The organism is Stenotrophomonas sp. 62841_Sma, assembly GCF_056482945.1.
Window position 1 is genome coordinate 3,147,835 of sequence record NZ_CM151224.1, and the last position, 14,280, is coordinate 3,162,114.

Here is a 14,280-nt window from a genome sequence, read left to right on the forward strand (position 1 = left end):
GACAAAAGCGTAAACTTATCGTTATGCGCCCCCTCGCCCCCGCCCGTCTCCTGCTCAGTTGCCTGGTGCTGCTGATGGCGTTGCAGGCACAGGCGCGCCCGCAGGCGCCGGCCGCCGCCAGTGAGAACGAGCCCCGGCAACTGACCGTGGCCGCGCTGGAACTGCCCAGCCGCGATGACGCGCAATGGAAGCAGCGCCGCGAGCAGGTCGCGCAACTGCTGACCGAGCTGCAGCCGGACGTGATCTCGGTGCAGCAGGTGCTGCAGCAGCAGGGCCGCAATCCGGCCTGCTGGCTGGCCAGCCGTCTGCGCTACAGCTGCGACTTCGTTACCGCCGATCCGCCCAGCCAGCCGTTGCGGCATGGCAACGCGATGCTGACCCGGCTGCCGGTCAGCGAGGATGGCGTGACCCTGCTGCACCCACCCGGCACCTTCAGCGCCGCCGGCATGATGCGGCTGAAGCTGGGCGAGGCACTGGTCAACATCTATGTGGCACGGCTGCGCCCGGACCCGGACGAGGCCACCGCCCGCCAGCATCAGACCAGCGACCTGATGACCTGGATCGGCGCCACCGCCGAGGGCATGCCCAGCCTGATCGCCGGCGATTTCTCCGCCAACACAGTGGAACTGGTGCGCAGCACGCCCGGCTTCCAGCCGGCCCGGCGCAATCCCGGCGGCCGCGCCGAGGCGCCTGCGGCCAGTGGCGGTGGCAGCAGTGGCCATGGCCTGGATGTGCTGTTCCAGGTCAAGCACTTCGGCGGCATCCGCCAGCAGCCGATCCTGCTGCCAGCCGACGGCGACCTGCCCGGCCTGCGCCTGGGCGTGATGGCTACGCTGCGGCTGCAGGGTGATACGGCCACCGCGGAATAGGTAGTGCCGGCTGCTGGCCGGCTCCTCGGGTACCACACGATTGCCGGCCAGCGGCCGGCACTACCGAATGAATCCTGCAACAGAAAAGGCCGGGGTCTCCCCCGGCCTTCTCAGTTCATCCCGTTACCGCGATCAGGCGATCGCTTCCTGGTAACGGCGCTCGACTTCGTTCCAGTCGATGACGTTGAAGAACGCGCCGATGTATTCCGGACGACGGTTCTGGTACTTCAGGTAGTACGCGTGTTCCCACACGTCCAGGCCGAGGATGGGGGTGTTGCCTTCCATCAGCGGGCTGTCCTGGTTGCCGGTGCTCTCGACCACGACCTTCTTGTCCGGGGTCACGCTCAGCCACGCCCAGCCGCTGCCGAAACGGGTCAGCGCCGCCTTGGTGAAGGCGTCCTTGAACTTGTCGAAGCCGCCCAGGTCCTTGTCGATGGCCTTGGCCACGTCGCCCACCGGGTTGCCGCCAGCATTCGGAGCCATCACGGTCCAGAACAGCGAGTGGTTGGCATGGCCGCCACCGTTGTTGCGCACCGGACCCTGCAGGTTCTCCGGCAGCGACTTGAGCTTCTTCACCAGTTCTTCGACCGGCAGGTCAGCGTACTCGGTGCCTTCCAGCGCCGCGTTGACGTTGTTGATGTAGGTCTGGTGATGCTTGGTGTGATGGATTTCCATCGTCGCCGCATCGATATGCGGTTCCAGCGCGTCGTAGGCGTAGGACAGCTTGGGCAGGGTATAGGCCATGATGCATCTCCTGATTGCGAGGGCACCCGACGGTGTCGGGCGTTGCGCGGTGAATGATGGGGACAGACCGCCAGATTACCAAGGGGGATGTAAAGGAAATTGCGTCCTGCCAGTGAGCATGACGGCAATTGTTACGCAGCAGTGACGCGACGGCGTCCTCATGCACCGTGCAGCGCACAGGCGCTACAGTGCCCGCACCACCCTCGCCCGCCCCTGCCCATGCGCAACCCCCGGCTGCTGATCACCGCCATCGCCCTGCTGCTGCTCGGCCTGGTCGCCAACCATTTCATGCAGCGCCCGCCGGCGCCGCAGTTCGCGCCCGACCTGCAGGGTGCGCCTGCCGCGCGCGCGCCGGCCACGGCCACGCCCGCAACCGGCAACGACAGCAGCCTGCCCGCATTCCTGCCCGCTGAAGCCCGGCAGACCATCGCCCTGATCCAGCGTGGCGGCCCGTTCCCGCACCGCCAGGACGGCAGCACCTTCGGCAACCGCGAGCAGCAGCTGCCGCAGCGCCCGCGCGGCTACTACCGCGAATACACCGTCGACACCCCCGGTGCGCGTACCCGCGGCACGCGCCGCATCGTCACCGGTGGCGATCCGCCGGAGGCGTGGTACTACACCGACGACCACTACGAATCGTTCCGCAGCTTCACCGTACCGGCCCAGGGAGCGCAGTGATGAGCCACGATGATTTCGGCCTCGGCCTGCATGACATCAACAATGCCGGCGTCTACGCCATCGACAGCGACGACATCGGCGCACTGGCCGCTGCGATGCGCGATGCCGGGCTGAAGGTGATCCGCATCGACCTGGAAGGCGTGGCCGATAAGCGCACCCTGCTGGCCCGGCTGGCCGCACAGATGGATTTTCCGGCAGGCTTCGGCGGCAACTGGGATGCCCTGTCGGACAACCTGCGCGACCTGCAGTGGCTGCCGGCCAACGGCTACGCGCTGTTCCTGGCCGACGTGGATACGTTGCGCGCCTCCACGCAGAAGGATTTCGACACGTTGCTGGACGTAATGGACGAAGCCAGCCGCGACTGGGTTGGCCGAGACGTGCCGTTCTGGGTGTTTCTGTCGCAGAGCGCGTGAGGTCACCACCCAGGTAGAGGCCGACCCTGGTCGGCGCACGTGCATCCGGTAGATGCCGACCTTGGTCGGCGCACGTGCATCCGGTAGATGCCGACCTTGGTCGGCGCACGTGCATCCGGTAGATGCCGACCTTGGTCGGCGCTTCTGTGCCAACCAAGGTTGGCACCTACCAAAGCGCGAGCCGGCCAGCAGGTCGGCCGAGACGTGCCGTTCTGGGTGTTTCTGTCGCAGAGCGCGTGAGGTCACCGCCCAGGTAGAGGCCGACCCTGGTCGGCGCACGTGCATCCGGTAGATGCCGACCTTGGTCGGCGCACGTGCATCCGGTAGATGCCGACCTTGGTCGGCGCTTCTGTGCCAACCAAGGTTGGCACCTACCAAAGCGCGAGCCGGCCAGCAGGTCGGCCGAGACCTGCCGTTCTGGGTGTTTCTGTCGCAGAGCGCGTGAGGTCACCACCCAGGTAGAGGCCGACCCTGGTCGGCACACGTGCTCCGGTAGATGCCGACCTTGGTCGGCGCTTCTGTGCCAACCAAGGTTGGCACCTACCAAAGTGCGAGCCGGCCAGCAGGTTGGCGGAGACGTGCCGTTCTGGGTGTTTCTGTCGCAGAGCGCGAGAGGTCACCACCCAGGTAGAGGCCGCCCCTGGTCGGCACACGTGCTCCGGTAGATGCCGACCTTGGTCGGCGCTTCTGTGCCAACCAAGGTTGGCACCTACCAAAGCGCGCCAGCATGGCCGTCACATCCCGCGATGGGTCCATCGAAAAGCCCCCTTGTTGTTCAAGGGGGCGCGCCAACGGCGCGGGGATAAGAAAACATGCGTGGACAACGGGAGCCGTTAGCGGCTCCCGTTATCTTCCTGCAGCTCTTTCTTGAACGGGATGTCCGGCGGCGGTCGTGCCACCGCTGGCTGGTCCTGCATGTTGGGGTTGGTCAGGCCACAGCCACCACCGGCCTGCAGGATCGAGATCACGCAGGAGATCTTCGTGCTGGTACCCGGCAACGGAATCTCCATTGCCTTGACGCCCTTGCGCACCCACTCGGCCAGCAGCGATTCCTGCGGCACCCAGTACTTGTCGAACGAGGTAGGTGTGTAGTCGTACGGCGGTCGCTTCAGCCAGGTGCCCGATTGCGCGATGCGTTCCTTGCTCCAGCCGTCGTTGGCGCCACCTGGCGCACCGCGCTCGGCACGCCCCTCGCCTTCCTGGCCCGGCACGCGGACGCTGCCATCGGCATTGAACAGGCCACTGCCCTTGCCGCTGGTACTGGCTTGGCGGGAGCCCTTGTCGGCGCCGTCCTGGTTGCGGCTCGATGCACCCCAGTCATCGCCCTTGGCGGGCGTGGCCCAGTTGCCCGGATTGGGGGCCGGGCGCGCTCCGGCCTGGGCCGGGGTCGTGCTGGATGCAGCAGGCCGCGCGGCGCTGCTGCTCGCCTGCGTCGCGCTGCCATTGGCCGCCGGCGCGGGCGTTGCCGCGGGTGCATTGCCACTGGAAGACGAAGGGGCTGCCACCGGTGCCGAGGCTACTTCGCGCTCGCGCACCTGTACGTCACGCCCCGCCGGCGCATGCACTGCCGGTTCACGACCGGCGACGGTCGCCATCCGCACCTGCGGATCGACCACCGCCTGCACTTCACGCTCGCGCACCTGTACGTCGCGCTGCGGCACGCGCACCTGCACATCGGCCGTGCGCAGTGGCTGCGACACCGCCGGTGCATCGACCGTACTGACTTCGCGCTCCTGCACCGGGATGTCACGCAGCTGCGGCGTCCGCACCGCGATCTGCGGCGCACGCATCGCGGTTGGGGTTGGCGGCGCCTGCACCGGCTGCACGCTGCGCTCGCGCACCGTGGGCGTGGTGTCACGCGGCACGATGCTGACCTCGGTGCGCGGCACGCTGACCGGCGGCACCACGAAATCCGTGCTGGCCTGCGCCACTTCGGTGGCCTGCACCGGCGACGGTGGCGGGGCCGCAAGCGGGGCCGGCTCGGCTTCGGCCGGCGGCGACGGCACGCTGGCTGCCGGTGCTGGAGCCGGTGCAGGCGCAGGCGCCGACGCGGCCGCAGGACGCGGCTCAGGTGCAGTCGCGGCCCCTGCTGCCTGGCCGGCGGCAACCTGGCCGGCCGGTGCAGCCGCAGCCGCCTCGGCACCCGGCTGATCGCCTCCGCCCTCCTGGGAGGCGCGGCCGACGAATTCCACCTGCACACGCTCGCCTTCGGCGCCCTCTGCTTCCGGTGCCGTGGTGCGGATCACCGCAACCCACAGCAGCAGCATGAAGAACAGCAGGTGCAGCAGCGCGCTGGCCAACGCCGAGGTCCAGCGCATCCAGCGCTGATCGCGCGGCGCAGCGTCCCAGTCCTGCCAGAACAACCGGCGCAGCGCCTGCCACGGCGACAGCCGGGGTGATTGGCCCGGCGCTCCAGGCAGCGGGCGCGGCAGCAATACCGCAATCACTTCGCGGGCGTGGAACGGCCGCGGCAGCGGGCCCAGCGAGCGCAGCCACAGCGCCCAGCCATAGGGCAGGCGCGTGGACTTCTCGAGGACGGCGCGTGGCTGCTGGCGGGCCAGCAGCAGTTCGATGAGTTGCTCGGCCCGGGTCAGAGGCACGCGTCAGCGGTCAGGCGACGTTGCCGCGCGGGATATACGGCGCGTGGCCGCTGTCATGGTCGGTCGCGTCGCGCACGGCGGTCACGCCCGGCACGCGGCCCATCAGGGTCTTCTCGATGCCCTGCTTGAGCGTCACGTCGGCCATGCCACAGCCCTGGCAGCCACCACCGAAGCGAAGCAGCACCACGCCGTCGGACGAGACTTCCTGCACGGCCACCTTGCCGCCATGCGAGGCCAGCTGCGGATTGACTTCGTTTTCCACCACCCAGTGCACGCGCTCGACCAGCGAAGCGGCATCGCCGGGGGCCTCGCCCTTGATGCGCGGCGCCTTGATGGTCAACTGCTGGGTACCGGCGGTGCCGGCGACGATGTCGATCTCGGCGCCATCGAGCCAGCCGACACTGCTCGCATCGACGTAGAGGGTGAAGCCATCGCAGTCCACCGCCCACTCGTCACCGAGCAGGTCGGTCGGTTCAGCGAACTCCAGCCGGGCATCGGCGCGCGGGGTGCCAGGCTCGACCGCACTCAAGCGCACGCCCATGCCGGGCACGCCCTCGCGTTCGATCAGCTTGCGGAAATGGGTCTGGGCAGTGTCGGAGATCTGGATCATCAGGCTATTCTAGCCAAGTAAGCGTCAACCGCTCATTCGGTTTATACACCGTCCGGCGCATTGTTCAGTCAACACGAGGTGGAGATTCCCATGGCCGACCTGATTCCACTGGCCCAGGCCCGTTGCGTGCCGCGCAAAGGCAGCGATCACAAGCTTGGCGAAGCCCGCCTGGCCGAACTGCTGCCGCAGATTCCCGGCTGGGAGCTGAGCGAGGGCGGCCAGGCCCTGTCGCGCACCTTCCGCTTCAAGGATTACTACGCCACCATGGCCTTCGTGAACGCGCTGGCCTGGATCGCCCATCGCGAGGACCACCATCCGGACCTGGGCGTGCACTACGACCGCGCGGTCGTGCGCTTCTCCACCCACGATGTGGGCGGCCTGAGCGAGAACGACTTCATCTGTGCGGCGAAGACTTCGGCCCTGACGGAGCAACTGCCATGAACGTACGTTTGCTGAGCCTGTCCCTGATCGCTGCGACCGGCCTGGCCGGCTGTGGCGCGTCCGAACCAGCGGCACCACCACCGCCGCCGCCCACCGAAGTGGCTGCGGTGAAGACACCGCCGCCGCAGTACCCGCTTGAGCTGGCCTGCATGGGTGTGGGCGGCACCAGCACCTTCAAGGTGACCATCGGCACCGACGGCAAGCCGAGCGAAGTGGCTCTGCTGACCGGCGCCGGCAACCCCCAGCTGGACGAGCTGGCCAGGACCGCCGTACAGGGCTGGCAGTTCAATGCCGCCACCCGCAACGGCCAGCCGGTGCCGGCCACGATCCAGGTGCCGGTGAGCTTCAACCCGCCGCAGCCGAAGCCGGACCAGTGCTTCGCCATCGAAGAACGCCTGCGCCGCGGCGGCTGATCGCGCGCGCCCCGACGAGGCCAGCCGACGCCCGCCTCGCCCTCCCCGCCCCGGGTTCATCCGGGGCGGTTGTCTGTTGACCAGGACCGCGTCGGTACATGCTGCAGATTCCCCCCGAAAATGTCTGGATCGCACTGGCGGTCACCCTCGCGGCCGGCCTGGCCACCGCCATCGGCAGCCTGCTGGTGCTGTTCTCGCGCCGCCCCAACCCGCGCCTGCTGGCCTTCGGCCTGGCCTTCGCCGGCGGTGCGATGGTCTATGTGTCGCTGTCGGAGATCCTCAACAAGTCCATTGCCTCGTTCGCACTGGCCTATGGCGAGCGCACCGGCTTCACCTACGGCACTCTGGCCTTCCTGCTGGGCGTGATCGTGATCGTGCTGATCGACCACTTCATCCCCAACCCGCATGACAGCCTGGACAAGCAGGACCCGGCGTTCCGCGAGAACAGCCGCGAGTACCTGAAGCGGGTTGCCCTGCTGACCTCGATCGCGATCACCGCGCACAATTTCCCGGAAGGGTTGGCAACCTTCTTTGCCACGCTGGAGAGTCCGTCGGTCGGCATGCCGCTGGCCTTCGCCATCGCCATCCACAACATTCCCGAGGGCATCGCCATTGCGGTGCCGGTGTACTTCGCCACCCAGAACAAGTTCTACGCGTTCAGTGCCAGCCTGCTGTCCGGCCTGGCCGAACCGGTGGGTGCGGCGCTGGGCTACTGGCTGCTGTCCGGATCACTGTCGCACGCCACCTTCGGCTGGGTGTTCGGGCTGATCGCCGGCGTGATGGTGTTCCTGGCGCTGGATGAACTGCTGCCGGCGGCCAAGCGCTATGCCAAGGGCCACGAGACGGTTTACGGGCTGGTGGCAGGCATGGGCACGCTGGCGATCAGCCTGGTGCTGTTCAAGTGGTGAGGGGTTTGCGGCCAACGGGCTGAGCCCCCTCGCGGCTGGTACGTCCCGCAGCATCGAGAGGTCACGGGCGGGGGCGGCTTGCAGGGGACGCCGTGAATCCATCCATGAAGGCTTGGCCGCCGCATCCATGCGGCGGACACCCCTGCAAGCCGCCCCCGCCCGTGCCCCGTCATTTTTCTGTGCGTGCCAGCCACGCGATGAAAGAATAAGAAAGCGAAGCCCGCGCTGCGCGCGCGAGTCGAGCGTCGCTCGACTCTACAAAGGCTACGTGCGGGTATGGGTCTACGCTGCGGCTGTCTGGTCCGCCTTGTAGCTAGCCGAGCACCGCAGGTCCGGCGAGGGTGAAGAGGCGCGGGTGTCTGAGCGCAGCGAGTTCCGCGCCGGCTCGCGGATGGCGGCGTGTTTCTTTGGTTACTTTCTTTGCACGAGCAAAGAAAGTGACAAGCCCACTCATCGCAGGGAAGCGACGGCGCCGACCAAGCACCCGGCGCCGCCGAACCGCCGTCAGCGCAGCCGGTCCAGCGCCTCGACCAGCTCATCGGCCAGCGGCGCGTTCAGCACGTACGGGCTCTTGCCGTCGTCCAGCGCGAACTCCAGCGAGGCCGCGTGCAGGAACAGACGCTTCAGCCCGATCTGCTCACGAAGCCGCTTGTTGACCGCAGGATCGCCGTATTTGTCGTCTCCGGCCACCGGATGCCCCAGATGCTGGGCATGCACGCGGATCTGGTGGGTACGGCCGGTCTCGATGCGGACTTCGCAGTAGGAATGACCACCGCGACGCTCCAGCACACGGAAGTGGCTGATCGATTCCTTGCCGATCGCATTGACCTGCACATGGCGCTCGCCGCCCTGGCGCAGGCCCACGTGCAGCGGCGCATCGACCGTCATCACGCCGTCGGGCATGCGCCCGGCCAGCAGGGTCAGGTAGCGCTTGCGGATGCCGGCGCCGTGATCTTCACGCAGCAGCGCCTGCAGTTCGCTCAGCGCGGAGCGCTTCTTGGCCACGATCAGCAGGCCCGAGGTGTCGCGATCCAACCGGTGGACCAGCTCGAGGGTCTGGCCCGGGCGCAGGGCGCGCAGGGTCTCGATGGCACCGAAACTGATGCCGCTGCCGCCGTGGCTGGCCACGCCGGTCGGCTTGTTCAGGGCCAGCAGGCGGGCATCCTCGAAGACGATGGCCTGCTCCAGGCGGCGCATGAACGCCTCCGGCGGACCGGCCTTGTCTCCCTCTTCGGTGAGACGGACCGGCGGCACACGCACCTCATCACCCGCCTCGAGCTTGCGTTCGGCCTTGGCGCGGCCACCATTCACCCGTACCTGGCCGCTGCGCACCAGCTTGTAGACCAGGCTGCGCGGGGCACCCTTCAGCTGGCCGAGCAGGAAGTTGTCCAGGCGCTGGCCGGCACGGTCGGCGGGAACGGTGATCATGCGCACGGAAGGCTTGTCGCCAGCGGGTTTGGTGGGGTCTTGGGCAGTCATCAGGCTGTTTATTCTGTTACACTCGGGGGGCGAGATAAGGGATTGATTTCGTTGGAAGTTACTCAGGGCCAGAAGCCCAGCTTCCGACGAATCCGGCACAGTGCGCGACCACCGCCCGCGGGGCGGCCATGTTAGCGGCTCACCGGCCTTCCCGGCCATCGCCGGATGCCTGACACGCAACCGTGCTGAACATGTCCCGCGTGGCGCTCCAGCCTGGCTGACAGCTGCCTGCGGCCTGTAACACCCCAAAACCCATAAGAGTGAAGCGCTCCCGCGGCCTGCCGTGGTGTCGTAGCGCTGGAAACCCAAGCCGCCCTCCCCGCGCTTGCGCGAATGGGCGGCGAACCGTGTCCAGAGGCGAAACCCCATGGCGTTCCGCGCGGTAGCCGCTTGCGAGGAACGCAACAATGAAGCGAATGCTGATCAACGCCACGCAGGCTGAAGAGCTGCGTGTTGCCATCGTGGATGGCCAGTCGTTGTATGACATCGACATCGAGCAGCCGTCGAAGGAACAGAAGAAGTCCAACATCTACAAGGGCCGGATCTTCCGCATCGAGCCCTCGCTGGAAGCGGCCTTCGTTGAATACGGTGGCGGCCGCCATGGCTTCCTGCCGCTGAAGGAAATCTCCCGCGATTACTTCCAGGCCGGTGTCGACCACAACAAGGCCGGCATCCGCGAACTGCTGAAGGAAGGCCAGGAGATCGTTGTCCAGGTCGACAAGGAAGAGCGTGGCAACAAGGGCGCCGCCCTGACCACGTTCATCTCGCTGGCCGGCCGTTACATGGTGCTGATGCCGAACTCGCCCAGCGCCGGCGGTGTCTCCCGTCGCATCGAGGGCGAAGACCGGGCCGCCCTGAAGGACGCCCTGGACAAGCTGAACATCCCCGACGACATGGGCGTGATCATCCGTACCGCCGGCGTCGGCCGCGATGCGGAAGAGCTGCAGTGGGATCTGGATTACCTGCTCAACGTCTGGCGCGCCATCGCCGAAGCCGCATTGAGCAAGCCGGCCCCGTTCCTGATCTACCAGGAATCGCGCCTGATCGTGCGCGCCCTGCGTGACTACCTGCGCGCCGACATCGGCGAGATCCTGGTGGACACCGAGGAGATGTACGAGCACGCCCGCGAGTTCATGCAGCAGGTGATGCCGCAGACCCTGCGCAAGCTCAAGCATTACAAGGACGACATCCCGCTGTTCAACCGCTTCCAGATCGAATCGCAGATCGAAGGCGCCTACGAGCGCAACGTGCGCCTGCCGTCGGGCGGCTCGATCGTGGTCGACCAGACCGAAGCGCTGACCGCCGTCGACGTGAACTCCTCGCGCGCCACCAAGGGCAGCGACATCGAGGACACCGCCTTCCAGACCAACCTGGAAGCGGCCGAGGAAGTGGCCCGCCAGCTGCGCCTGCGTGACCTGGGCGGCCTGGTGGTGATCGATTTCATCGACATGGCCTCCAACAAGCACCAGCGTGAGGTCGAGAACCGCCTGGCCAACGCGCTGAAGTACGACCGTGCGCGCGTGCAGGTCGGCCGCATCTCGCGCTTCGGCCTGTTGGAAATGAGCCGCCAGCGCCTGCGCCCGAGCCTGGGCGAGTCCAGCCAGATCGTCTGCCCGCGTTGCGACGGCCACGGCCGCATGCGCAGCGTCGAGTCGCTGTCGCTGTCGATCATCCGCGTCGCCGAAGAGCATGCGATGAAGGAGAACACCGGGCAGGTGCTGGTGCAGGCCCCGGTGGAGATCGCCAACTACCTGTTGAACGAAAAGCGCAGCGCCCTGCGTGAGATCGAGCAGCGCCACGAGGCGCCGATCGTGATCGTCGCCGACGAGCAGCTGCACACCCCGCACTACACCGTCACCCGCCTGCGTGAGAACGAGCTGGGTGAAGAGAGCAACAAGCCCAGCTACCAGCGCGGCACCCCGCGCAAGCTGCCGGTGCACGCCCTGACCAAGGGCCAGTTGAACATCCCGCCGCCGGCGGTGACCCAGGTCAAGCACACCTCCCCCGCTCCGGTGCGCGAGGAAGTGGAGCCGGCCGCAGCGGCACCGGCCCCGGTCGTGGCAGCGCCGGTTGCAGCGGCCCCGAGCGGCGGCGTGATCGGTTGGCTCAAGCGCGTGTTCGGTGGCGAACCGGCGCCGGCACCGGCACCGGCGGCTCCGGTCGCCCGCCAGCAGCAGGACGGCGGCCGCAAGGACCGCAACAAGGATCGCAACAAGGACCGCAAGGACCGTCGCGACGACAACCGTGGCAACGGCGGCAACGGCAACGCGCAGCAGCAGAAGGACGGCGGCAACCGCAAGGAGCGCGGTGAGCAGCGCAGCAAGGACGGCCGCAACGGTAACAACGGCAATGCCCAGCAGCAGCCGCAGCAGGGCAAGCAGAAGGAGCCGCAGCAGAAGGATGGCCAGCACCAGCCGCAGCAGCAGAACAAGCCGCGCAACGAGCAGCAGGGCCAGAACCCGCAGCAGCCGAAGCTGAAGCAGCCGAAGCAGCCGCGCCCGCAGCAGGACGGTGACAAGCCGGCCGAGAAGCCGCAGCGCAACGCCGCCGAAGCACCGGCCGAAGCCGTGACCGCGGCTGCAGCCGTGGCCGCCACGGCGGTCGCCGCCAATACGGTGACCGCGCAGGAAGCGACCGCACCGGTTGCGCCGGTGGCCGCCGCTCCGGCCGAAGCCGCAGCACCGGTCGACACCACTGCCAACGCCGCCAGCGAGACCGAGGTGGTTGCGGTTGCCGGTGAAGAGGCTGCAACCGACGCCAATGGCGAGCAGACCGGCGAAGGCGCGACCCGCCGTCGTCGCGGCCGTCGCGGTGGCCGTCGCCGTCGTCGCGGTGGCGCCGAGAACGCCGCCGGCAGCGACGCTCTGGGCGATGACCAGGACGATGGTGACGACGGTGACGACGCCGACGGCGCCGAGCCGAGCGTCGACAGCACTGCCGGCACTGCGCCGGTCGCTGCTGCGCAGCCGGCCCGTTCGCAGCCGGAGTTCGACTTCGATGACGAAGCCGAACCGGCCGCTGCCGACGCCGCAAAGCCGGTCCGTGCTGCCGCCGCTGTTGCCGCCGCACCGGTTGCCGTGGTGAGCAGCGCTGTGGTCGAAGCCGCCGCCCCGGTCGTGGCTGAAGTGCAGGCCCCGGTCGAAGCTGCTGCGAAGACCGAAGCGGTGTCCTCGCCGGTGCAGACCAGCATGCTCGATGCCATCGACGCCGCGACCCCGGCCCAGCCGGTAGCCGCTGCCGCGCCGGTGACCGAAGCAAAGCCGGTCGCGGTTGAAGCCGCCCCGGTGGTTGAAGCCGCTCCGGTGATCGAAGCGAAGCCGGCGGCGGTCGAGGCTGCGCCGGTGGTTGAAGCCAAGCCGGTGGCCGTTGAGGCCGCGCCGGTGGTTGAAGCCAAGCCGGTGGCCGTTGAGGCCGCGCCGGTGGTTGAAGCCAAGCCGGTGGCCGTTGAGGCCACGCCGGTGGTTGAAGCCAAGCCGGTCGTCGAGCCCGTCGTGGCCGCCGAACAGCCGGTCGCTCCGGTGGCGGTGGAAGCCGCGCCGATCGAGGCCGCTGCCCCGGTCGCCGAAGCGGTGGTGACGCCGTCGATCGACCCGGTCGCCGATGGCCATGCCGACGCTGCGGCCCAGGCCGCAGAAGCCAAGACCGATGAAGAAGACGAAGAGGCCGCCAAGCGCACGCCGCCGGCGAACTGATCGCTCCTTGATCGCGTGAAAACGAAACGGCGGGGATCAATGATCCCCGCCGTTTTTGTGTGTGCGTTTGGCGCTGGCTTCGCTTTGGTAGAGGCCAACCTTGGTTGGCGCCGTTGATTCAGTGCACGCAGACACGTTCGTGCCAACCAAGGTTGGCACCTACCAGGGCACACCCCGCACACGGTCACTGCTTTGGTGGAGGCCAACCTTGGTTGGCGCCGTTGATTCAGTGCACGCGGACACGTCCGTGCCAACCAAGGTTGGCACCCACCAGGGCACACCCCGCGCACGGTCACTGCTTTGGTAGAAGCCAACCTTGGTTGGCGCCGTTGATTCAGTGCACGCAGACACGTCCGTGCCAACCAAGGTTGGCACCCACCAGGGCACACCCCGTCCACGGTCACTGCTTTGGTGGAGGCCAACCAGCGCACATCCCGCGCACGGTCACTGCTTTGGTAGAGGCCAACCTTGGTTGGCGCCGTTGATTCAGTGCACGCGGACACGTCCGTGCCAACCAAGGTTGGCACCTACCGGAGCCTGCTCCGTCAGGGTTTCGGTGCGAACTGCAGGCGGGTCCACACGCCGTAGTGGTCCGAGGCCCAGCGTCCGCTGTCATCGGGCTGGTCGAACAGCAGCTTCGCCTCGCGCGCGACCATCTCGTCCTGCTGGAAGAAGATGTGGTCGATCCGCGACGGCGCCTGGTAATAGTGGCGGTTGAGCGTACTGACCCCGGACAGGTCGGTATTGACGTGCACGCTGCCGTAGCTGTCGCCGTAGAGGCTGCGCAGCTCGCTCAGGTCGCCGGCATCCACCAGCGCATTGAAGTCGCCCGCGATCACCACCGGCGCACCGGCCGACGTCGTGGTGATGAAGCGCAGCAGGTCCTCGACCTGGGTGCGACGGATGCGCTGCCCACTCTCATCGCCGCGCTCGTTCAGATGCGTGGCGTAGACGTTCACCGGCGTGCCGTCGACGTCGATGCGCAGGTGAGCCACGGTGCGGTAGTCGTCCAACGGCAGCAGCAGATGATCACCACGGGCGAGGATCGGCCGCCGGGTCAGCAGCGCATTGCCGTAGCGCTTGGGTGCCCCGACCGGATCGGTGGACACGAACACGTACTTGTAGCCGAGTTGGCTGGCCAGCCATTGCGCCTGGTTTCGCACGTTGCGGCGCTGGATCACCTCCTGCAGGGCAACCGCATCCGGCTGCAGGCGCTTGAGCTCGGCCAGGATGGTGCGGCGCCGGCTCGGCCAGTCTTCGCGGTCATGATGCAGGTTGAAGGTGACCATGCTCATACCCGCTGCGCTGGCAACGTCGGGCGCCACGTTCGCGGCAGCCGGCTCGGCCGCCATCACCGCGCCCGGCACTGCCAATGCAATTGCCAGCCCCAGGGCACGCACCGACGTGCGCACCCTTGCCCCCTGTTGCTTCAT

General features: G+C 67.7%; 12 protein-coding genes. 7 read left to right on the plus strand and 5 right to left on the minus strand.

Annotated features, from left to right (window positions below; all coding sequences use genetic code 11):
- Positions 1-23: 23 nt before the first annotated feature.
- Positions 24-869 carry an endonuclease/exonuclease/phosphatase family protein gene (locus tag ACZK5G_RS14790; protein WP_478463909.1) on the plus strand — a complete coding sequence of 282 codons (846 nt, stop codon included), beginning with the start codon at positions 24-26 and terminating at the stop codon, positions 867-869.
- A 132-nt stretch (positions 870-1,001) separates the two neighbouring features.
- On the opposite strand, the gene ACZK5G_RS14795 is transcribed toward ACZK5G_RS14790, so the two are convergent.
- On the minus strand, positions 1,002-1,613 hold the full coding sequence (locus tag ACZK5G_RS14795; protein WP_005410310.1) for a superoxide dismutase: 612 nt from the start codon (positions 1,611-1,613) through the stop codon (positions 1,002-1,004).
- 219 nt (positions 1,614-1,832) lie between these two features.
- Between ACZK5G_RS14795 and ACZK5G_RS14800 the strand changes: the two genes are divergently transcribed.
- Complete coding sequence (locus tag ACZK5G_RS14800) at positions 1,833-2,291, plus strand: guanyl-specific ribonuclease (RefSeq protein ID WP_478463911.1); 459 nt, start codon at positions 1,833-1,835, stop codon at positions 2,289-2,291.
- Positions 2,291-2,704: a barstar family protein gene (locus ACZK5G_RS14805; protein ID WP_368850381.1), complete on the plus strand. Its 414-nt coding sequence runs from the start codon at positions 2,291-2,293 to the stop codon at positions 2,702-2,704. Before ACZK5G_RS14800 ends, ACZK5G_RS14805 begins: the two co-directional genes overlap by 1 nt.
- Positions 2,705-3,537: 833 nt before the next feature.
- Here ACZK5G_RS14805 and ACZK5G_RS14810 read toward each other — a convergent pair.
- Complete coding sequence (locus ACZK5G_RS14810; protein ID WP_478463912.1) at positions 3,538-5,304, minus strand: hypothetical protein; 1,767 nt, start codon at positions 5,302-5,304, stop codon at positions 3,538-3,540.
- Between the two features lie 10 nt (positions 5,305-5,314).
- On the minus strand, positions 5,315-5,914 hold the full coding sequence (locus ACZK5G_RS14815; RefSeq protein ID WP_032129662.1) for an NfuA family Fe-S biogenesis protein: 600 nt from the start codon (positions 5,912-5,914) through the stop codon (positions 5,315-5,317).
- A 90-nt stretch (positions 5,915-6,004) separates the two neighbouring features.
- Here ACZK5G_RS14815 and ACZK5G_RS14820 point away from each other — a divergent pair, with 90 nt between their 5' ends.
- The 3 genes from ACZK5G_RS14820 (at position 6,005) to zupT (ending at position 7,676) form a co-directional block, all read left to right on the plus strand.
- On the plus strand, positions 6,005-6,355 hold the full coding sequence (locus ACZK5G_RS14820) for a 4a-hydroxytetrahydrobiopterin dehydratase (protein WP_006456031.1): 351 nt from the start codon (positions 6,005-6,007) through the stop codon (positions 6,353-6,355).
- The gene (locus ACZK5G_RS14825; protein ID WP_032129663.1) at positions 6,352-6,768 is read left to right on the plus strand and encodes an energy transducer TonB; all 417 of its coding nucleotides are present in this window, start codon (positions 6,352-6,354) and stop codon (positions 6,766-6,768) included. The genes ACZK5G_RS14820 and ACZK5G_RS14825 overlap by 4 nt, the downstream gene beginning before the upstream one ends.
- A gap of 98 nt (positions 6,769-6,866) precedes the next feature.
- The gene (zupT, locus tag ACZK5G_RS14830; RefSeq protein WP_006456115.1) at positions 6,867-7,676 is read left to right on the plus strand and encodes a zinc transporter ZupT; all 810 of its coding nucleotides are present in this window, start codon (positions 6,867-6,869) and stop codon (positions 7,674-7,676) included.
- Between the two features lie 504 nt (positions 7,677-8,180).
- Here the strand turns inward: zupT and ACZK5G_RS14835 are convergent.
- On the minus strand, positions 8,181-9,155 hold the full coding sequence (locus ACZK5G_RS14835) for an RluA family pseudouridine synthase (RefSeq protein WP_049401092.1): 975 nt from the start codon (positions 9,153-9,155) through the stop codon (positions 8,181-8,183).
- A gap of 407 nt (positions 9,156-9,562) precedes the next feature.
- Between ACZK5G_RS14835 and ACZK5G_RS14840 the strand changes: the two genes are divergently transcribed.
- A complete protein-coding gene (locus ACZK5G_RS14840; RefSeq protein WP_478463914.1) occupies positions 9,563-12,847 on the plus strand; it encodes an Rne/Rng family ribonuclease in 3,285 nt (1,094 codons plus the stop codon).
- Positions 12,848-13,392: 545 nt separating this feature from the next.
- On the opposite strand, the gene ACZK5G_RS14845 is transcribed toward ACZK5G_RS14840, so the two are convergent.
- On the minus strand, positions 13,393-14,280 hold the full coding sequence (locus tag ACZK5G_RS14845; RefSeq protein ID WP_478463915.1) for an endonuclease/exonuclease/phosphatase family protein: 888 nt from the start codon (positions 14,278-14,280) through the stop codon (positions 13,393-13,395).